The 21,823-nt window shown below is 43.7% G+C and carries 12 protein-coding genes; 2 read left to right on the forward strand and 10 right to left on the reverse strand.

Translation table 11 applies throughout. The features are described from left to right. Positions 1 to 47: 47 nt before the first annotated feature. The 9 genes from H524_RS17880 to H524_RS0109485 all read right to left on the reverse strand — a co-directional run bounded on the left by H524_RS17880 (position 48) and on the right by H524_RS0109485 (position 16,865). A complete protein-coding gene (locus H524_RS17880) occupies positions 48 to 872 on the reverse strand; it encodes a flagellin N-terminal helical domain-containing protein (protein ID WP_052339029.1) in 825 nt (274 codons plus the stop codon). 240 nt (positions 873 to 1,112) lie between these two features. Continuing rightward, on the reverse strand, positions 1,113 to 1,988 hold the full coding sequence (locus H524_RS0109450) for a TatD family hydrolase (RefSeq protein WP_027940046.1): 876 nt from the start codon (positions 1,986 to 1,988) through the stop codon (positions 1,113 to 1,115). A 127-nt stretch (positions 1,989 to 2,115) separates the two neighbouring features. Beyond that, on the reverse strand, positions 2,116 to 4,866 hold the full coding sequence (locus H524_RS16680) for a response regulator (RefSeq protein WP_084281742.1): 2,751 nt from the start codon (positions 4,864 to 4,866) through the stop codon (positions 2,116 to 2,118). 1,196 nt (positions 4,867 to 6,062) lie between these two features. After that, on the reverse strand, positions 6,063 to 7,655 hold the full coding sequence (gene prfC, locus H524_RS0109460) for a peptide chain release factor 3 (protein WP_027940047.1): 1,593 nt from the start codon (positions 7,653 to 7,655) through the stop codon (positions 6,063 to 6,065). A 503-nt stretch (positions 7,656 to 8,158) separates the two neighbouring features. Beyond that, a complete protein-coding gene (gene ispH, locus H524_RS0109465; RefSeq protein ID WP_027940048.1) occupies positions 8,159 to 9,100 on the reverse strand; it encodes a 4-hydroxy-3-methylbut-2-enyl diphosphate reductase in 942 nt (313 codons plus the stop codon). Between the two features lie 489 nt (positions 9,101 to 9,589). Continuing rightward, positions 9,590 to 10,126 carry a signal peptidase II gene (lspA, locus tag H524_RS0109470; protein ID WP_245580461.1) on the reverse strand — a complete coding sequence of 179 codons (537 nt, stop codon included), beginning with the start codon at positions 10,124 to 10,126 and terminating at the stop codon, positions 9,590 to 9,592. A gap of 199 nt (positions 10,127 to 10,325) precedes the next feature. Beyond that, on the reverse strand, positions 10,326 to 13,163 hold the full coding sequence (gene ileS / locus H524_RS0109475; RefSeq protein WP_027940050.1) for an isoleucine--tRNA ligase: 2,838 nt from the start codon (positions 13,161 to 13,163) through the stop codon (positions 10,326 to 10,328). A 248-nt stretch (positions 13,164 to 13,411) separates the two neighbouring features. Beyond that, positions 13,412 to 14,344, reverse strand: a complete 933-nt coding sequence (gene ribF, locus H524_RS0109480) for a bifunctional riboflavin kinase/FAD synthetase (protein WP_027940051.1) — start codon at positions 14,342 to 14,344, stop codon at positions 13,412 to 13,414. 1,069 nt (positions 14,345 to 15,413) lie between these two features. After that, the gene (locus tag H524_RS0109485; RefSeq protein WP_169726144.1) at positions 15,414 to 16,865 is read right to left on the reverse strand and encodes a tetratricopeptide repeat protein; all 1,452 of its coding nucleotides are present in this window, start codon (positions 16,863 to 16,865) and stop codon (positions 15,414 to 15,416) included. A 964-nt stretch (positions 16,866 to 17,829) separates the two neighbouring features. Here H524_RS0109485 and rpsT point away from each other — a divergent pair. Both rpsT and H524_RS15240 read left to right on the forward strand, forming a co-directional pair. Next, entirely contained in the window at positions 17,830 to 18,093 is a 264-nt protein-coding gene (gene rpsT / locus H524_RS0109490) for a 30S ribosomal protein S20 (RefSeq protein WP_027940053.1), read from the forward strand. A 569-nt stretch (positions 18,094 to 18,662) separates the two neighbouring features. Then, a complete protein-coding gene (locus H524_RS15240) occupies positions 18,663 to 20,171 on the forward strand; it encodes a sulfatase-like hydrolase/transferase (protein ID WP_044121954.1) in 1,509 nt (502 codons plus the stop codon). Between the two features lie 159 nt (positions 20,172 to 20,330). Here H524_RS15240 and H524_RS0109500 read toward each other — a convergent pair whose 3' ends face one another. Then, positions 20,331 to 21,485 (reverse strand): hypothetical protein, encoded by a 1,155-nt coding sequence (locus H524_RS0109500; protein ID WP_156907597.1) that lies wholly within the window; start codon positions 21,483 to 21,485, stop codon positions 20,331 to 20,333. Positions 21,486 to 21,823 lie beyond the last annotated feature (338 nt).

Genomic DNA, 21,823 nt, shown 5'->3' on the forward strand with positions numbered 1-21,823 from the left:
GATAGAAGTTATAATACGTATAAAAATATTACACTATTCGGGTTATTTTAAGCAGCTAAGATGTCGCAGCTATGGTTTTGCAAAGCACCAAGCGCTGCTCGCTTAGAATCAACTGCTGCAATAAACTCATCAATAAACTTTAAGGTATTCTGCGCAGCTGATGGAGTAGATACCACCCAATATGCAGTTGATACAGCGGCATTAGCAGCACTTTTTGCTAAACCAAAATGGTCATTTTTACCTGCATCAACCTCAGTATTGCCAATTTTCATCTGATCATTCTGCGCTCTACCTGCGTTAACCATCGCCATGATACCAGGCATGGTAAAAGCACCGCACTCTAAGGTGAGCTCATCGTTGGCGTTCGCGCCTACCTGAAAGAAGTACTCATATTTAGCATTATTACCTTGAGTACCGGCAACTTGACGCATGAGGTTATTAGGAGCAGTACCGCCATCGAGCACGGATGCGCCTGCAAAGGTAGTCTTTTGGGCAATACGGGTGATTTCGTGAGACAGGGACTTAACTTCTTCTTGGAGAGCCTGACGATCTTTTGCTGTGTTAGTACCGTTAGCAGCCTGTACCGCAAGAGTACGGATACGCTGCATCATGTTGGTGGTTTCGTCTAATGCTCCTTCAATAGTCTGACATAGAGCAATACCGTCATTAGCGTTACGGTTGCCTTGTATAAGTCCATTGATTTGGGATGTGAGACGATTGGCGATCTGCAGACCAGCAGCATCGTCCTTAGCACTGTTGATACGAAGACCTGAGGAGAGTCGCTGGAAAGAGGTATTAAGCGCCAGAGTAGCATTAGCGAGCTTGCGCTGTGCATTAAGCGAGCTCACATTGGTATTCACATATAAGGCCATTTCTCTCTCCTATCTCAAGCACTTATCTAGAGACTATCTTAGGTACTAACGCCTTATTTAAGGCAATTAACAGCGAAGTTTAACGTGCAATCCTTATGCCGACGCTGCATAAGCAGAACATAGAGTATGAGCCTTGATGTTGCTTAGACTGAAGCATGAGCTTTGTCATGGTTCATACTGTGAGTGAAGCTAAGAGTGGCAACTTAATTACCCATTAGACTTTGTACTAAGAGCTCGATCTTAGATATTAGTTAGGCTTTGTAGTTGGTGCTCAATCTTAGTTAGGAGGGTGGCATCGTAATCTTGAGTCTTGCTGCCATCAAAGTCTGACTCTAATAGCAGATGCGTGTTTTGTAGGCCTTCTATGTGAGCATCCTTAATGATCTTGGCAAATTTAGATGCGTTTTGCCCGGCTAACAGACTACTGCCTAGACCAAGTTTATAGCCTTTGTTAAGGCATGACATGGCTGCCCCATAAGAGCCATTAAAGCCATGAATAATGACCTCAAGAGCGTCTTTACCAAAGCTTGAGATCAAAGCATCTAATTCATTTTGCGCCCGCACACAATGAAAAGAGTACGGCTTTTTGTAGTCTTGAGTCTTGGCAATAAAGTCCTTAAGGAATTTAAGCTGCAGCTGCAATGGCACTTCAATACGTTTATCAAGGCCTACCTCGCCAAGCACTGGCATTATATCTGGCCTATGATTTTGGATACGCTCAATTAAGATCTCTAATGCATTAAGCTCAATCATGTACTCAGAGCTTACGTTAAAAGGATGCAGCCCTAGGCCTAAATAGATGGTTTTATTGGCTGTTTCTATTTTCTCACTATAGTATTCAAGCACCTCATAACAGGCTTTGGCATCTTTATAACAAGTACTAAAGCAATAAAAGCAATCTATATCGCTCTTAAGAAAGGAGTTAATTCGCCTTGAAATAGCATCGCTAGCAAGTTCATCTGTGCTGAGCACTTGAGGCAAGTTTTGATCTTGAGCTGCTGCATCAATAGCTTCTTGTGCGCACTTTAGACGTGAATGAGCACTAAGATCAAGTTCTTTAAGACCTAAGAGCAGATGGCAATGCGTATCTTGCTTATTGAAACAGCGTTGTGACATTAAAGTACGACTAGATTGATTCCACTGTACAACTGCGATGGCTGCACTGTGGCTTAACAGGATGGACTTACATAGAGCTAGGAACGTGCCCTTGCTCTACATAAGCATAAAGATAGAATGGGCCTATCTACTTAGCGCCCTGATTGTCTGCGCCTGAAGTAGCTTCACCTTCAGTAGCATTGCTTGGAGTTACAACATTTTCTGCAGCAGCAGCAACAGACTCTGCATCTAGTGATACTGCTTGTGCGCTGGCAGCGGCAGACGCATTGACTGCGGCATCACCGGACGCAGCAGCGGCATTGGCATCTGCTGCGACAGCGACGGTTGATGCATTTGTGTCTGCTGTTGCAACGGCTGCTGCGTTAGCATTTGGTGCTGAAGCGGCAGCGCGAGGACGTAGATTAAGCTTGCGAATGGTCTGTTCAAGCACCTTAATATCGATTGGCTTAGAGATGTGGTAGTTCATACCTGCATCAATGGATGCCTTGATATCATCAGAGAATGCGTTGGCAGTCATGGCGATGATTGGAATGGTCTTAGCATGTGGCCGGCTTGAGGCACGGATTAACTTTGTTGCTTCAAGGCCATTGAGCACAGGCATTTGCACATCCATTAAGATGAGATCGTAATCACCAGGATTAGTGGTCTCAAACTTTTCGGCGATCTCCTTACCATTGACGCATACGTCGCAAGTTGCACCCTGCATGCTTAGAATATCTATCAAGATCTCTGAGTTGAGCTCATTATCCTCAGCTGCAAGTATATGTAAGCCCTTAAAACAACACTCGCACTCGCTCGAGCTATCGGAACTCTTATGACCGTAGATACTCTCAAGTGTTGGCTTTAAGTTGCTTAAGAACAATGGCTTACGGATGAATCCCGCCACGCCATTTTCAATAGCATCAAGCTCTACATCATCGTAATCAAATGCAGTAAGTAAAATGACTAAGATGTCGCTAAACTCACTGTCTTTAAGAGCCTTAGCTACATCAATGCCATTTTGCTCTCCTAGCTTTAAATCGAGCAGAATGAGGTTAATATCCTCGCCTTTGGCTTTGGCTGCTTTGAGTTTTTCAAAGGCTTCTTGTTCATTAAAAGCATGAACGACCTTTACACCAGCCTCAGCCATAATGGTTGTGACTGAGGAGCCAGCATCGGCATCATCATCGATTAAAAGGATATTTTGAATGCCCAGCTGCTTAAAGAAGATCGAGTCATGTAATGCTTCGATTCTAACCTTCATTGGCAGTCGGACATTAACTCTCGTACCCTCACCAACAGCTGAGTGAATCTCAACGGTACCGCCCATCAACTTGATGAGATTGTGGGTAATTGCCATACCCAATCCTGTACCTTGAATTGCAGTTCCCTGAACATCCTTAGATCGCACGAAAGGCTCAAAGACATGCTTTAAGAACTCTTGAGACATACCCATACCATTATCGGTAATTTCAAACTCGAACATGGCAATGGATGGAGAACGCATCTTATGCTCAGTTACCTTAAGCGAGATACGGCCACCATTATGAGTGTACTTAATGGCGTTAGATAAGAGATTTAAAATAATCTGATTTAAGCGTAGATCATCGGCAATGAGGAACTCATGCTCAATGCCCTCGACAAAGATCTCAAAGACTTGCTCGCGATCATTAGCTTGAGGTCTAACAATATTATTAATGTTGTCAATTAAAGTAGCGATCGAGAACTCACGTACATTTAAAGCGACCTTACCGCTTTCAATTTTTGACATATCTAAGATGTCATTGATAAGGCCAAGTAAATGATGCGATGAGCCTTTAAGCTTACGTACATAATCTAGTACTTTTTGCGGATTATTAGCCTCGCGCTCAAGCAAAATACACAGACCCACGATCGCGTTCATTGGAGTACGCAAATCATGACTCATGGCACTTAAGAAGTCTGATTTAGCTGTATTAGCTTGCTCTGCCTCATGGTAAGCTTGTGCGGTGATCTTTCTTAGATTCTTCTCGTTCTCTAAAGCCTCAACAATGCGCAATGAGGAAACCTTGTTACGGGTTAACAGATAAGAAATAAATAAAGAGAGCACCAAGAAGAAAGCAATTTGGTACCAAGCTTTAGATAGGACAAACCAGCTGCTATCTGGAGCAAGACGTAAAGTTGCCTTACGTCCAGCAATCATTTTAGTTACTTCGACGGCATCATCTAGCTTATCTTTATCGATATTGTCAGCAATTACCTCATGGCGCTTATCAGACTCCACCTCCAAAATAAACTGATAGCCTTTACGTGCAAGATCATTAAAGCCAAAAGGTTCAATAACATCAGGTAAAGACAGCACAATGGTGGCAAAGCCCCAGAACTCACCGTTTTTATAGAAGACAGGATTACGCACGATAAGACCGGTGCCACCTTGTCTTAACGCAACTGGGCCATCAATATCCAAAAGGCCAGCACTAACGGATAGCTGTGGTCCATCGCCTAAGGCCTCATCATGCAAAATGTCATAGCCGATTACTTCCTCATTACCGTCTATTGGGTAGCAAAAAGTAACGACGCCATTTGGCGCAATTTGAAAAGCTTTGATCGCTGCAGAGTCGTACAACATGGCAGAGAGCATGTTGAACTCTTTGTAGAAGGTATATGGCTCATGATCCTTGAACATGATGCGCATCTGATCATCACCAAGATAGTGAATGTAGCTTTCGATCATATTGGTCTTTTCAATAAGACCGTCAAGAATCATCTCAAACTGCTGCATGGCCTCAGAAGCAGTTGTACGGGCAATGTTCTTTCGAGACTCAATAGTCTGATAGAGATATCCTGCATACAGATAAAATAAAGTCACTAGTACGATGAAAAATCGCACCATGAATATCTTTACGACTCGGCTTTTCATAGTAAAACCTTAATCTGTGCTGACGCTCTCTGACTTGATGTAGGCCAACAACAAGTCTTGCCGACAAGATCCAAACTGTTAAGAAATGAAACCAACGTTGCAAATGCTACTAACAGCATTCCTTAACCGATCTCAGTATCTTGAGAAGAGAAAACTATGAGTAGCTGCTCAAGAGCAATCTACTACCTTTAACTTATAAATCAATGCGACTACAAAATCGTTCTAACAAGCAGAAGCTGCAGCGTGCATACTGTGGCACTGAGCAATGGTTACAGTACTCATATATCTAAGCGCGTGGTTTATACAAGCCCACACAATGGCGTTTAGACTTGCTGAGTACAGTAACTTTGCACTATGAAAACTAAATGCAATCTCTATGCAGCAAAGCATGCACATTTAAGCTGTTGTGCTCAAAATCACCCGGTGTTAAGTGCCAGGGGCAGTGCCTGAGCTAACCTTGCTCTAGCTCATCACTAATATGTCAGCTTGAAATTAGACTCAAAGCGACGTGCATATTAAGCCCACCAACTGCTACAAAAAATGATGGTGTCATGGTTACTTGTAACAACTGATGTAATCGATAACAAACTTAATGTAGTTTTTATATAAAACTAAGATCGATTGTAGCACTTTACTCAAACGTAAATGTTGACAGCTTTCGTATAATGGCACATCAGCAATAAGATACTTATCTTGATTATGGCGTTTTGCTAAGACTTAAAAAACAAAAACCCCGTTGCCTAGATACAGGCAAACGGGGTAAATATGGCATCTAGAGTTATCGAAGACATCAAAACTTACATACGCAAATAGCCATTTTGATATTGCATGTGCTTTGACAGCTAGATATACCAAAAAATAAATTCTGCCAACTTAATTTACAGAAAATCTAGATTACAAACATAGTCTAGAGTTATGCACCAAAATAGTTCTGTCTGTTGGAACTTATTTCACTAAAGCCTGATATATCAGAGCGTCAAAAAGTCTTCTACTAAGCGCCACTACGTTCATTATCTTAATGAGGCCTCATAATTTGAGTCCATATCTGAGTGGCGCTCGTAGGTTAAGTCCTTTTTCGAGTGACGCCTGTAGGTTAAGTCCTTTTCGAGTGACGCTAGTAGATTAAGCTCTTTTTTTGAGTGACGCCCCTAGGTTAAGTCCTTTTCGAGTGACGCCCCTAGGTTAAGTCCTTTGTATTAGTGCTCGCGAGTTGCGGCAAAGCGAATCTTTGGATAACGCTCCATCGCAAGATTGAGGTTAACACCTGATGTAGCAAGGTAAGTGAGGTTATCACCACCGTCTAATGCTAAGTAGGTTGGAACCTTATCTTTGAACTCTTCTAAGGCCTTATTGTCATCAGAGCTAATCCAGCGAGCGGTAGTAACAGCTACGTTCTCATAGCCAGCATCAACGTTGTACTCATTCTTAAGACGAGATACCACCACGTCAAACTGCAGTACACCGACAGCGCCTACAATGAGGTCGTTGTTAATGAGTGGACGGAATACCTGTACGGCACCTTCCTCAGATAACTGTACTAAGCCCTTTAAAAGCTGCTTTTGCTTGAGCGGATCGCGCAGACGAATACGTCTAAACAGTTCAGGAGCAAAGTTTGGAATACCGCTAAAGTGAAGCTCTTCACCCTCAGTAAAGGTATCGCCAATCTGAATAGTACCGTGGTTATGAATACCGATAATGTCACCAGCAACAGCCTCAGAGGCAATATCACGCTCACCAGCAAGGAAGGTAACAGCATCAGAGATCTGCACATCACGACCGATACGTACATGACGCATCTTCATGCCCTTGCGATACTCACCAGATACTAAGCGCATGAACGCAATACGGTCACGGTGCTTAGGATCCATATTGGCCTGAATCTTAAAGATAAAGCCTGACAGTTTCTCTTCTTGAGCCTTAACCTCACGGCTATCTGCCTTGCGTGACAGTGGAGTTGGAGCCCACTCGGTTAAACCGTCGAGCATGCAATCAACACCGAAGTTACCTAAAGCAGTACCGAAGAATACAGGAGTGAGTTCACCTGCTAAGAAAGCCTCTAAATCAAAGCTATTTGAGGCCATGGAGATAAGCTCCATGCTCTCACGCAGTTCTTTAGCGAAATCCTCACCCACTGCAGCATCGACCTCAGGATTATCAATGCCCTTGATAGTACGACGCTCTTGAATGTGGAAGCCCTGACCTGATTGATAGAGAATAACCTCATCACGCAGGATGTGGTAAATACCCTTAAATGACTTACCAGAACCAATAGGCCAAGTAACTGGTGCGCACAGGATCTTAAGCTCAGACTCAACTTCATCTAAAAGCTCTAATGGATTACGAGTCTCACGATCGAGCTTGTTCATGAAGGTTAAGATCGGAGTATCGCGCAGACGGGTAACTTCCATAAGCTTACGAGTACGATCCTCAACACCCTTAGCTGCGTCGATCACCATTAAGCAGGAGTCAACTGCAGTAAGCACACGATAAGTATCTTCAGAGAAGTCTTCGTGGCCTGGTGTATCTAAGAGGTTAACAATACAGCCGTTGTATGGGAACTGCATTACGGAAGTGGAGACGGAGATGCCACGCTCTTTTTCCATGGCCATCCAGTCTGACTTGGCAAACGAACCTGTTGAGCCACGACCCTTAACTTCACCGGCACGCTGAATTACGCTACCGAATAAGAGCACCTTCTCAGTAATGGTTGTTTTACCCGCATCCGGGTGGGAAATAATGGCAAAAGTACGTCTCTTAGAGACCTCTTGCAAAAAGTTTTTGTCAGCCATAGCCCAAACCGTCTCTTCACTCTAAGCCTACAGGAACAAGGAATGGCAGCTAGCGCCAAGAGCCTTATAACATCCCATAACTAAGTGAATGATTAAAATCCGTGGTACCCAAAGGCACCGTAAAAAGCCACTTATTGTACTGTAAAGCGCAAAGATATGCCACAAATGAGCGCCTATCCCCACTCAATACCTATATTCATCTGCTAGCTTGCTACATTCATACGATGAAACGCAGCTGCATGGCATTGCCAAGCGAACGTGAATTTGGAGACCTTGACATTAGCACTCATGCTAAGCCTCTTAAGTGAGTGCGCATACGCTCGCTCGTGGCACACACGACCTCTCGCGCCGCACTTGATCGCTTGAGTCGCATACGATAGTGCGTGGGAAATTGTCTAGCAATGATAGAGTTAAAAAAGGCCATCAATGATGGCCTTGTTTCAGACGAGTAAAAGTAACTTGATGCAGTGCTAGTCTGATGCTGTATCAAGTGTTCAAATCCATTAGATGCCGTCTGGAAGCGGGAACACGCGGTGGATTTGCTCATCACCCACGAGCTCAACTTCATCCTCGCCACCCTTGCTCTTTAAGAAGGCGATGATCTCAGTAACAATATGCTCAGGTACAGAAGCACCTGCAGTAATACCAATGCGAGTTGCACCAGCGATCATTTCGTCGGTAATGTTGGAGCAATCATCAATTAAGAAAGATCGTACGCCCATGCTAAGAGCAACTTCGCTCAGACGCTTGGAGTTGGAGCTGTTTTCAGAGCCAGCCACGATTACTAAATCGCACTTCTCAGCTAAGGTCTTAACTGCGGCCTGGCGATGCTGAGTAGCAAAGCAGGTGTCGTCGCGCTTTGGTCCTTCAATAAATGGGAACTTCTCTTTAAGCGCAGTTACAGTTAAAGCAGTCTCATCGATAGATAAGGTAGTCTGAGTGGCAAATACAGCCTTGTCAGATGATAACTTGAGCTTAGAGACATCATCAGGTGTCAAGATCACATGCACCTTACTATCATCGCCCTGGTACTGACCAACGGTTCCAAGCACTTCTTGGTGACCGTCGTGACCAATGATAATAACTTCCTTATCCTGCTCAGCGGCCTTGGCAACCTTGAAATGTACACGATTTACTAATGGGCAAGTAGCATCAATCACTACGAGCTTTAATGCCTCAGCGGCATTGACAGTCTTAATACCCACACCGTGAGCAGAGAAGATCACAACCTTATCTTCAGGATTTGGGATCTCAGAGAGGTGATCGACAAAGTGAGCACCACGCGATGCTAAATCTGCTACGACGTGCTTGTTATGTACTACTTCATGCAGCACATAAACCTTTTGAGTACCGTACTTTTCAAGTGCCTTGTTAACCACATTGATAGCACGCTCAACACCTGCACAGAAACCGCGTGTTCTAGCCAGTAAAATCTTAAAGCTCACAAAAAACCCCTAACGTTACAAGCAAGTCTGCTAATGCCAAAATCAGCAGCGCAGACCTGTGATGACAATGGCTACCAGATAAACTTTTAGCTGCTCTCTAAAAGTAGCCATAAAAGGCTAAAACAATGAGCCTCTTAAGTAAAGAGTTAAGCGCTCTATATGAAAGATAGTGTCATAAAAATAAATACGTGCACCTCAAATAAGGTGTTTTCAATTTTGCTAGCAGCATGTCTTAATTGGCTAAATTTATGCGTCTTCAAAAGGCTTGGTGGCAACAATAAAAAAAGGCCAGGTGTTAAACCTAGCCTCTTTATTTCTTGCTCGTATGTCGCTAGCGATAAGTTAGCGTGACGAGAGTGCTTAGCGTTGTTAAATATCGCTTTGCTGCTTTAGCATTGCTGAATATCGCTTTGCTGCTTTAGCATTGCAAAATATCGTTTTGCTGCTTTAGCGTTGCTGAATATCGCTTTGCTGCTTTAGCGTTGGTGACTATTTTTTGGGCTCTTTAGTAAAGATCGCCAGAATTACCATCAATACAGCACCACAGACTACGGCGATGTCAGCTACGTTGAAAGCTGGATATGCCCAAGTGATATTGCCATCGCTATCTTGCAGATAGAAAAGTAAAAAATCGATAACGTAGCCATGCATGAGACGGTCGATAAGATTACCAATCGCGCCACCAATAAACAGAGCATAGGATACGCAATGCCACTTAGCAGTTGCTTTAGTGCGTAGGAGCACGACTAAGAACACTAAGGTCATCACAATGGCAATGCCAGAGAGGAAGTAGCGCTGTGCGCCACCCCAAGAGGCAAACATGCTAAAGGCTGCACCGTAGTTATAGACATGCACGAGATTAAAAAACGGCAGGATCTCAATACCACGGGTGTTATATGCGATGTTCTCTACAGTTAGATACTTAGTGATCTGATCGAGGATGATCACTACAACACTGAGTAATAAGAATACAGAACCATTACGCGCTCTTCGATTAGAGAAGATCGCCTGAGAATGTTTTGACACAACTATGCTTCGCTATACAGAAAGTTAATAAGGTCTCACTAGCTTAATTACTAATGAATGGCTGCCATGATAGCAAACAGCAAAAAAAGAGGCCACACTAAAGAATCATTCTTAAGTGTGGCCTCCCTTTTGAGGTCAAGCCTCCTCTAAACGCGGCAGCAAAACATGAGGTTAAGCTGCTTGTTTAGCTATATTGTAATTAAGCGAACAGACGCTTCTCACCAAAGCGCAGGATGTTCTCAATGCAGCGTGGGCAGAGGGTTGGGTGCTCGGCATTAGAACCAACACCTTCCTCATAGTGCCAGCAACGCTCACACTTAGCAGCACCTGACTTAGTAACCACGAATGCAACCTTCTGTGAGTTAACATCAGCACTGAATGCACCCTCTGGAGCATCCTCTTCAACTACGGTTACCTTGGAGGTAATGAGCACAAAGCGTAACTCTTCACCTAAGGCCTTAAGGTCTTCAGCAGCCTGGCCCTTAGCGTAGATCTTAACTTCAGCCTCTAAAGAACCACCAACGACACCTTCGTTACGAACCTTCTCGATGGCGCGGTTAACTTCGTCACGCAGAGCTAAGATACGCTCCCAGTATGCTGAGTTGAACTTAGAAGACTCATCTAAGGTCTTTAAGTTCTCATCTTCAAACCAAGTGGCAGTAAAGACGTACTCGTCATGCTTGCCAGGCAGTGCTTCCCAAGCCTCTTGAGCGGTGAAAGAAAGGATTGGAGAAATCCAACGTACTAAGCACTGAGCGATGAGGTACAGAGCGCTCTGGCATGAACGACGTGCTAAAGAGTCAGTCTTAGCGGTGTACTGACGATCCTTAATGATGTCGAGGTAGAAAGAACCAAGCTCAATAGAGCAGAACTTCATTAATGACTTGATTACGAGGTGGAAATCGTAATTGTCGTAGTCAGCAATGATGCTATCCTGGGTCTTCTTAGCTAAGGAAACGGCCCACTTATCGAGCTCAACCATGTCCTCAAACTTAACCATGTGCTGCTCTGGATCGAAACCATTTAAGTTTGCCAGTAAGAAGCGGATGGTGTTACGGATACGACGGTAAGCATCGGATGAGCGCTTGAAGATTTCCTGAGAAACAGCGATATCACCAGTGTAATCGTTAGTAGCAACCCACAGACGAAGCACGTCAGCACCCATCTTGTCCCAGATTTCCTGAGGAGCAATAACGTTACCTAAGGACTTGGACATCTTGCGGCCCTTCTCATCCACGGTAAAGCCGTGGGTAAGAACCTGACGGTATGGAGCCTTATCCTTCATGGCTACAGAAAGCATTAAGGAGGACATGAACCAGCCACGGTGCTGATCTGAACCTTCAAGGTAGAGATCGGCAGTCTTGCCACGGAACTCAGGACGCTGATCGGTAACTGAGAAGTGGGTTGAGCCAGAGTCAAACCATACGTCTAAGGTGTTTGGATCCTTGTAGTATAAAGAAGCCTCTTCAGCAGGAATTAAGTCTTCAACCTTAAGATCCCACCAAGCCTGAATACCCTTCTTTTCAACTTCCTTAGCAACCTTCTCGATGATCTCAGAAGTTCTTGGGTGGATCTTGCCAGTTTCCTTGTTAACTAACACGGCACATGGCATACCCCAGGTACGCTGACGTGAAATACACCAGTCAGTACGCTGTGTAACCATTGCCTCAATACGGTTTTGGCCCCATGCAGGAATCCAACGAACACCCTTGATCTCCTCAAGTGCACGCTTACGCAGACCATTACCGTCCATGGTAATGAACCACTGCTGAGTAGCACGGAAGATAACTGGGGTCTTGTGACGCCAGCAGTGTGGGTAGCTGTGGGTGATCTTCTCAGCCTTTAATAAAGCACCCTTTTCAACTAATACCTTGATAACCTCTGGGTTAGCCTTGAATACGTTCAGGCCGGCAAACAGAGGGGTATTTGGCAGGAAGCAACCATCTGGACCTACTGGGTTGAAGATCTCAAGGTTGTACTTCATGCAAACATAGTAGTCGTCAAGACCGTGGCCACCAGCGGTGTGAACGCAGCCAGTACCAGCCTCTAAGGTAACGTGGTTACCTAAAACTACTGGAACAGTGAGCTCATAGAATGGGTGGTGGAAACGCAGGTTCTCTAATGCTGCACCAGCGCAAACGGCTAATACAGAGTAGTCATCCTCGCCAATACCGATGGTCTTCATCACACCTTCAACTAACTCGCTAGCGATGATGTAACGACCAGCCTTTTCGCCCTTAACCTGAACTAAGGAGTACTCAAGACCCTCGTTTAAGCAGATAGCGCGGTTTGCAGGTAAGGTCCATGGAGTGGTGGTCCAAATTACGCAGCTTACGTCGCCTTCACCAGCGTCGGTACCAAATGCCTTTAAGACGGCATCCTTATCCTCAGCTAAGAAGCGCACGAAGATGGCATCAGAGGTTACGTCGTAGTATTCAACCTCAGCCTCAGCTAAAGCAGACTGACAGTCCATACACCAGTAAACTGGCTTGTAACCTAAGATGAAGTGACCATTTTCAATAACCTTACCCAGAGCACGGATAATGTTAGCTTCGGTATCGAAGTTCATGGTGAGGTATGGATTGTCCCAATCACCAAAGATACCTAAACGCTTGAAGTCTTTCTTTTGAGCGTCGATTTGGCGATGAGCGTACTTACGGCACTCCTCACGGAACTGAGCTGCGTCGATCTTTTCGCCTGGCTTGCCAACTTCGCCTTCTACCTTTAACTCAATAGGCAGGCCGTGGCAGTCCCATCCAGGCACATAAGGTGAGTCAAAGCCAGAAAGAGTCTTGGCCTTAATAATAATGTCTTTTAAAGTCTTGTTAATCGCGTGGCCAATGTGGATATTACCGTTGGCATATGGAGGGCCGTCGTGGAGAATGAAAGTGTCGCAGTTCTCACGTGACTTACGAATCTTGTTATACAGATCCTGCTCTTCCCAGTTCTTGAGCATCTGAGGCTCACGCTTGGCTAAGTCGCCACGCATCGGGAATGCGGTCTCAGGAAGATTTAAAGTGGACTTGTAATCTGCCATTGGAAGCATCCTAAATTGTAATAACGATTAACATAAAAACTTTGAATCTTATGGGTATGACCCCAGCCTTTGTTCACTTTTACTAAGTGGACAAAGGCTGACTCACAACCGTAACTCAAGATCAAAGCGTTCTAAAAAATCTCTGTACTCTACCTAGCTTACGCTCAATAAAGCCTTAAATTAAAAGTGAGGATACAAAAGTTCAAAAAATGCTTTCTTGCTTGCCTTCATCACCTTTAACCATACTGTTAAGTATCTTTGCGGCTTAAAAGTGTCAGTGCACGCTCTTTGTCGGCACTAATCTGTTGAACTAAAGCATCTAAGCTCTCAAACTTCATCTCATCGCGGATCTTGTATTTAAAAGTAACTTCGATCTCTTTACCGTAGATATCGCCAGTAAAGTTGATGATATGAACCTCAAGCAGAGTATTAAGTGTCGGTGTTGAAATAGTTGGGCGGTAACCTACATTCGCCACACCATCGTAAACCGCACCCTCAAGAGTAATCTTGACGGCATATACACCCTTAAGCGGGCATACACGGCGGTTGAGATTGATGTTTGCTGTAGGAAAGCCTATGGTACGACCAATTGCATTACCGTGAACTACACGACCTGCAATGGAGTACTCATGCCCCATATACTTAGTTACAGTTGAGAAGTCGCCATCTTTAACTAAAGAGCGCAGCAAGGTTGAAGAGATGCGTTTGCCATCATTCTCCACTTTCTCGATAGCTGAGCATTCAACGCCAGCCTCTTGAGCACAACGCTTTAGGTCGTCTAAGTTATATGCACCTCTACGACCAAAGTTAAAGTCCGATCCTACAGTAACACTCTTAACGCCAATTTTATCAAAGAGCATTGAGGTGAACTGCTTATCATCCATGTCTGCAAATTTGTAAGTGAAGTTCATGCAGAACACGTTTTCAATGCCGACAGCACGAAACATACGCAATTTATCACGTACTGAGAACAGTCGAGCTGGCACTTCTTTACCAAAGAACTCCATTGGCTGCGGTTCAAAGATCATCACTGCAGTCTCAAGATTATGTTCTTTGGCCTTTTGCTTCATGCGTTCAATAACGGCCTGATGGCCCATATGAAAGCCGTCGAAATTGCCAATAGCTAGCGCAATTCCTCTTTCGGAGCCATGATAATCAGACAACCAACGATAAAGACGCATGATCCTTTCCTATTAAGCCTTATCCAAGCTTACAAACAACATCTAGTTAAGCAAACTACCTAACGCACTTAAGTAAATCATTAGACCAACTAAGATTAGCGTTACTTAAATAGCGCAGCAGAATCTAAATCATAAGTACCTTTTACAGGTTGCTACATACTTTAGATCTGTCTAAGGGCAGTTGTTTTTGCATTGCTATGGGCCACTCCATATTGCAAGGAAAGCACAATAGCAAGCAATGCTCGCGATCTAAAGACATTTAATGTATCTAGACTCCAAAGCTTGAGCTTGGTCACGAGCTACGGCTTAAAGTGCTTAAACATGAGCATGCTCTATGTTAAACACACCATAACAACAGCAACAAATTTCACGTTTAGGTTGATGCACCAAAGTGAACTTACTGCTATCAAAACACCGAATGCTTAATATTATTGAGTTTGCAAGCCTCAATCAAGCTACATAGCCCTATATTGTGCTAAGCAATGGCCTAAATGGAGAGCGTTGATTGAACTAGTACAAAGTCTTGATGACTGATTATATAAGCGATTAGGTGACAGTCGCTTATCATACACCCGATGAGCACTAAGTTAGTGCAAAATCGCATACTTTCGCTTAAAAATCATGGTCATTTGCACCACAAGCTTACAGCTACCTACCTAAATTATTCACAAAAGCCAACCCCTGTACGCAATAGCCGCCCATCCATGCCCTATTCCTTTCAGGCCACGCGACATAGCGGCTAATATCTACCCCTACCCCGTGACGTTCAGGCCACACAGGCATAACGGCTAATATCTACCCCTACCCCGTGACGTTCAGGCCACACGGCATAGCGCCTCAAAAGTGTTCAGCACGACCATGAACGCCATTAATACCCCTCTATTTGCACATTTTATGAGGATAGCAAATGGCATGGGCAGAGGTAATCCACCCATCGTCGTTGGCTCAGTAATCATTTTGTTTGGGCGAAAAAAAAAACCAGACTGGCTAAACCGGTCTGGCTTTTTTTATTCGTAATTAGCAAAGCCAAGTGATATGGCTTTGAAACTAATACTGTAATTGCTTAGTTCTACTTACCATTAACAATGTAGCAAGCACCCTTGTTGCCAAGCTTACATGCCTTGTTGAAGTAAGTTAATGCTGTGTTCAGGTTCTTCTTAACACCAATGCCATCGGTATAGAAAAGACCTAAACGGTTGCAGGCATTAGCTGAGTTTAATGAGCAAGCACGAGTATCAGACTTTACTGCAGCATCATAGTGACCGGAGCGCATGCTAGAAACGGCCAGCATTTCGCAAGCTACGGCTGACTTAAGATCACAAGCCTTTGAAAGCATGCTGTTAGCACCGTTAATATCGCCAGTTGCAGCTAAGGATAAACCTGACTGAACGCAAGCATCCTTATTGCCTGCATCACAAGATCTGCTATAAGCGCCTACTGCATCAGCATTTGACTGTACGAAGGTAGATGCTAAAGCATCGCAAGCATTCTTATTGCCTAAGCTACATGCCTTAGACATCATGCCAGAGCGATCAGATGACTCTGAAATAGCCAGTGCATAGCATGCATCGGCATTATTTGCAGCACATGCCTTAGTTAATGAGGCTATAGTCTGCTGTGAGTTGGCCTTAACCTGATAGAGGCTTCCGCTAATGTAACAAGCATTTGCATCCCCAGAATCACAGGTCTTTTGTACTAAAGGAGCAGCCTTATCAATCTCGCCTAAACGAATCTCGGCACGAGAGAGCACATAGCAGCTGTTAACGTTGCCTAAATCACATGACTGCTTATATGCATCTCGAGCTTCAGCCTTTTTGCCTTGCTTGGTGTAGCGTACGGCTAATTTCTCACAAGCACTCTTATCCTTTAAAGAGCAAGCCTTCTGCAGTGCAGCTTCTGCCTCAGCAGGCTTCTTTTGCTCATCTAAACGAGATGCTAAAGAAATACATGCGTCTACATTGTTAAGATCGCAAGCTTTCTTGAAAGTATCATTGGTACTTTCAATTAAAGCCTTGCCATCATCTGAATCCTTTGAGGTGGAGGATGCTAACTTAGTTGCACCCTTTAAGCAGTATGAAGAATTGCCAAGCTTACAGCTCATGTCAAAGTTTTGCTTTGCCTCTTTGACACGACCAAAGTCAGTATTCACTAAGCCAAGCTTGTAATAAGCATCTGCAGCAATCGCAAGATCGCCACTGTCAGTAGCCATCTTGTAAGCCTCAGACATCTCTTCACGAATGTAACGGCCTGGTAAGAAGCTATCAATGCTATGGCCATCTTTGTAAGCACGGTAGAAGAGATCGCCTTTAGTTAAGCAATAACGCTTATCTGTATAACAAGCTTTAGTTGCAAGTAAGATAGCACTCTTAAGATCGTCGAAATTATGGCTCTTTTCGTAGTCAGCAAGAACATCGGTAGCCATAACATTACAGCTCTTACCGTCTTCTTTACGACAATTAATCTTGAGAGTATTTACGCGCTCGATCTCAGCCTCATAGGCAGCCTGCTCTTGATCAGTCATTGTTTTGCCAGTGACTGGTGAGACGCTGTTACATGCAACTGTAAACACCGACGCACTCAGTACACATGAGCCTAGCAGTAACTGCATTAAACGCTTACTAAACTGATTAGCCAATTGGACTCTCCTGATACTATCGAAATGCATGAACGCATCTACAGCAAATTTTGCGCCGCATCTGTAAACCCAGTGTACACGGGACTAATAACTACTATAGACACTAATGCTTTTAAGACAAAACTCAAGCTAGTCCATTAGAGAGTCATAAGCCGAGCAGACTTGTTCATTAGCTTCCATAGAAGATACTTAGGTTGCTAATCCTAGCACTCATAGCAATAGATGTGTGCCATGAAAATAGTCAAAATGTTATCAAGATAAGATTTAAAGCGATCAAACTCAGAGTAAAGCTTCTACATTCCATGATAAGCAAAGGCATATAACAATCTAATCATATAAGACTTTGCTCTAAGATTTACTCATAAAAGGCAAGGCAACAACTAAGTTACTCCCCACATAGCATTGAGCTAAGCACCGCCCACACAAAACACACGCATGCCACTTTGCCGCATCATCTCACCCCAAAATATGATGATGCTTTGATGCTCAAGAAAAATCCCTGTAGCGATATCTAGAAAGGCAATCGAGAGCTTTAAGTTATGGTCAAAAAGCTATTAAAAGTCACACTCGAAAGTCCTATGACAAGATCAATACTTCAGCTATAGCGAAATTTCCCATTACTCCAAATCTACTCAAAACTCCCGATAAAATAAGGCTTTAGAGCACAAATTGCAGCTCCTAAAAACGCAAAGATTTTGCTTACTTTTCAAAAAATCGGGATCTCGCACACAAAAATATGCAATTTCCTCTTCGCTTTGGTATAATAGCGCGTTTAGTGCCACCGGCATTTGTTCATATGGCAGCCGTGGCTCTACATTTTAAAGTACTTTATAAATTCCAGGAGCTATTTGTGCCTAACATTAAGTCCGCAAAGAAGCGCGTTGAGTTAACCGAGAAGTCACGTCAGCGTAATGTTGCTGCTCGTTCCAAGATGCGTACCTTAGTAAAGAAGGTTTTAAACGCTGTTGCCGCTAACAACAAAGAAGCAGCAGTTGCAGCTTTCAAGGAAGTTGAGCCAGTATTAGATCGTGCAGCTTGCAAGGGTTTAATCCACAAGAACAAGGCTGCTCGTCATAAGAGCGATCTTGCTCAGAAGATCAAGGCTTTAGGTTAATCTAATAGCTTTCGACTCTTTAAAAAAGCCCTGCTATTTAGCAGGGTTTTTTTATGCTTTAAAAAGTCTCGATGGCCATGTTTTTATATCTGGCCATCTTGCAAAAGACCCTTCCAATCTTATCGTGCTAAAAATATCCCTCCACCCAAAACCATAGAGCTCTTATAGCCTCAATACCTACTTTCCAGCCTCAAATCCCATATTAGCTAATCGCTAGAACCCACCACATTCAAAGAAATTGTGCCAGTTAGTCATAGTCAACAAGTGCAATTGACCTCAAGCATGCCACTTAAACAAAGATGTAAATAGCGCCAGCTCAAGATAAAAGTCTTGTCGTGCTCTGCATTTGTACGTATCTATGTGCAAAAGTGTAACTTTGTCTGTATGATATTGATTGCTAAGCCATACTAGGCAAGTAAATTGCAGTAATTGCGGCGCGTCGGCTTTTTGCTCATACTCACCCCCAAGACATCAGCCCATATACAGACGTCTTGGGGGTGCGCATTAGCGATAAGCTCTGACTTTTATTGCTTATAGAGTTATGCACTAAGATCTGAAAGGAATACAGCATGTCAACTCAGACTAACCGACCAAACATCATCTTCTGTCTCAGCGGCCAGCAACGCCTTGATACTTGCGGCTGCTATGGCCAAAAGCTTCCAGTTACTCCGGTTTTAGATGAGCTAGCTGCACAAGGTATTAAGTTTAATCACGCTTTTAACACTGCCCCTGCTCTTGCAGCATTCAAAGCAGCAGTTATGACTGGCCGTACTCCTGTAGAAAACAAGGTGTTTTGCAAGGGACAAGCTCTTGCAAGCGACTGCAAGACCATTGCTAATAGCTTTGCCGATGCTGGTTATGAGACCTCTTTTATCGGTCACTGGGGCTTAGGCGGCACCAAGGGCGAAGCAGTTCCAGCTGATAAGCGTGGTGGCTTCAATGGCTTCTGGCGTGCATCTGATGACCTTAACGCTACCTCAGAGCTTTTTGCAGGCCACGTTTTTGATGAGAACAACAATAAGGTTGAGTTTAACGGTTGGCGCTCTGATAAGCTTACAGACTTTGCTTTAGAGTTCTTAGATAAGCGTGATAGCTCCAAGCCTTTCTTCATGACTTTATCATACGGCGAGCCATGCATCTCCATGATCAAGCGCTCTGTGCTTGAGGCACGTGAAGAAGATAAGCTTACCGATGAGCAAAAGGCAGCTAAAGAAGCTGAAAGAAAGTTAGCTAAGCAAAACGGCACTGCTCCTAATGAAGATGAGCTCGTTAAGACTGTCGTTGCTCCTGATGAGGATAAGCGCGTTAACTTTGTACGTTGCTCTGTACCTATCACCATTCAAGTTTACGCTGGTTCTTTCCGTTCTGATTACATGAACCACTTAGCTCAGTGCAATAGCATTGATAATAACCTAGGTCGTTTAGTAGAAAAGCTCAAAGCCTCAGGTGAGTGGGATAACACAGTTATCGTCTTTACTGCAGCTACTGGTAATCACTTTGGCGGCCGTAATTTAGACAAGCGTTGCAAGGGTGAGGATGATTACGCCTCCTCAATCCATGCCGATAGCTCACAGGTACCATTAGTTATTGCTGGTGGTGCTATTAAAGATAGCAAAGTAGTAGACCACTTAGTCTCTACCTTATCTCTAAGCAAGACCATGCTAACCGTTGCTGGTATTGATGCTGAAGATCTTTATGGTCAGAACCTCCTTTCTTTAGATGATAAAGAAATTGATGAGAGCGAGGCTCTGTACTACTACATCACTCAAAGCCGTGTAGCTCGTGGCATCCGTACTAAGCAATTTGTCTACGAGGTTTCATCCGATGATCTCTCTGGTATCGAGACTTGCCAGGCTGATAGATACCGTGATGACTTCATGCACGACAACTACAATGATGAGTATGAGATTAACAACCTCATTAGAGACATCTGCTATACCGACATCAAGATGGATCTGCGCAAGCGCTTAGTCGATATGATCGAAAAAGAAGAAGGAGTTAAGGTTACTATTGATGACTTTATCTCCAACCACTACGGCGACACTAGCGGTACAGTTCCTACCGTTAAGCTCGTTTAAAGATATTAAGGGTAAGCCTGGCATTTAATTATGGCTTACCCCCAAATACAAAACGCCCCAGAGACTTAGGTCAATGGGGCGTTTTTGTTTGAGTAGGATCTAAAGCAGATAAGACTTAACTAGCTTATGAGCTACTCACATACAAGAGAGATCGCTAAATTAGTTCTTATCCTCTGGAGAACCTAATTTCTTGAAGTTCTTAAGGTAGTCATTAAGCTTTTGCAGGCGCTGGTTCTGGCTGTCACGGAAAGAATCAATTTCATGAGAGCGAACTTCTTTAGCCTCAACTAACTGATCATAGGCGGCATTAAGGTTGAAAAGATAGTCACAAACAACATTCACCTCATCACCTTTGAAGAAAGCATTTGGACGCTTGCACTGCTTTGAAGAATACTCTTCTACCTTGGCAAAGCCTTTCTCAACTTCCTTAGAAACAATATCAGTTTGAGCTGCAACCTTATCTTGAATCTCATTGACCATAGTCTCAAGCTCAGCAGGATGCTCAGTTAAGATACTATCGCTACCAGTAGCGTTATCCTTCATTAACAAACGGCCATCTTTGAGCCAAATGTAGGATAAGCCAATCATGGTGCGGCCTTCGAGCAAACGATATGTCTTAGAAATGCTGCTTAACACATTATCCGAGGCATTGAGTAAGTCATGGCTGAAGTTTGGATAAGCGATAATGGATGAATACTCACCTGATAGCAGATCGGTGATCTTAGTGTATGAGACGAAGTTTGCAGTATCTTCATAGCGATAAGTAAACTCGTAGGTACCATCAAGCCAGTCTTGGTCGTTATAGCCCATAGTGGCGCTAAAGCCAGTGAACTTATTATCTTTTAAGGTCAGAACGCTATAACCGATTTCACTATCAAAACGGCCAGCGTCATAACGCAGGTAAGTATGTAAGGTATCTGGGTTCTTCTCGTCAATCTCAATAAGGTACTCAGCTACTTTCTTATCAGCAATAGTACGTACCGCACGGCCTAAACCTACTGCATGGCCATTAGAGCACTTTCCATCCCAGTACATACGCGAGTCAGCAGCATCAGCAACCATGAATGGAATTAAGCACTTTTCAGTCTTGTTAACTGGCTGCATGCTATTGTCGTAAATATTATTACGGTCAATTTGAGAAGAGACAGTCTTAATGACCTCGTAGTCGCTCATCAGGCGGCTTTCAATAACCTTATTAGCAGGATCATTAACTGCGCTCTGTGAGTTTAAACCTTCATTAGAGGTACATGCACTCATTAATGCCATGCTGACAATAGCGCTTAAAGAGACGAGCTTTGCTCCATTAGCCATCATTAATCCTTCCCTGCCTGAATCTTAATGTCATCCGCAATGATGCATCCTTTTTATCCACAAAGAAAAGGTGCTCTAAGCTAGCAACAGCGGACGTATTTATCCATATTACCACGAGCCTTTGATTGGTCAAAAGCCTACTCGATCTTGCATACTCTACTTTAGACAATCCTCACAGCTTTTATCTTCGTCAAACCATAACAATATGCTAATGAGATCTTAAAAGGCCAACTGACAAAAACGATCAAGATCGCTAGTTTTAATCACAAACACGCGCTCATTAAGCCCATATGTAGCGCTTTTTCTAGTTTTGGACAAAATTTAACAACTGTACAAAAAAG

Origin of the sequence: Anaerobiospirillum succiniciproducens DSM 6400 (assembly GCF_000482845.1) — a bacterium.
Classification (GTDB): Bacteria; Pseudomonadota; Gammaproteobacteria; order Enterobacterales; family Succinivibrionaceae; genus Anaerobiospirillum; species Anaerobiospirillum succiniciproducens.

Coding starts and splice junctions, on each gene's coding strand:
- H524_RS17880 (WP_052339029.1), bottom strand. CDS start 872: ATGGCCTTATATGTGAATACCAATGTGAGCTCGCTTAATGCACAGCGC.
- H524_RS0109450 (WP_027940046.1), bottom strand. CDS start 1,988: ATGTCACAACGCTGTTTCAATAAGCAAGATACGCATTGCCATCTGCTC.
- H524_RS16680 (WP_084281742.1), bottom strand. CDS start 4,866: ATGAAAAGCCGAGTCGTAAAGATATTCATGGTGCGATTTTTCATCGTA.
- prfC (WP_027940047.1), bottom strand. CDS start 7,655: ATGGCTGACAAAAACTTTTTGCAAGAGGTCTCTAAGAGACGTACTTTT.
- ileS (WP_027940050.1), bottom strand. CDS start 13,163: ATGGCAGATTACAAGTCCACTTTAAATCTTCCTGAGACCGCATTCCCG.
- ribF (WP_027940051.1), bottom strand. CDS start 14,344: ATGCGTCTTTATCGTTGGTTGTCTGATTATCATGGCTCCGAAAGAGGA.
- H524_RS0109485 (WP_169726144.1), bottom strand. CDS start 16,865: ATGACTGATCAAGAGCAGGCTGCCTATGAGGCTGAGATCGAGCGCGTA.
- H524_RS15240 (WP_044121954.1), top strand. CDS start 18,663: ATGTCAACTCAGACTAACCGACCAAACATCATCTTCTGTCTCAGCGGC.
- H524_RS0109500 (WP_156907597.1), bottom strand. CDS start 21,485: ATGATGGCTAATGGAGCAAAGCTCGTCTCTTTAAGCGCTATTGTCAGC.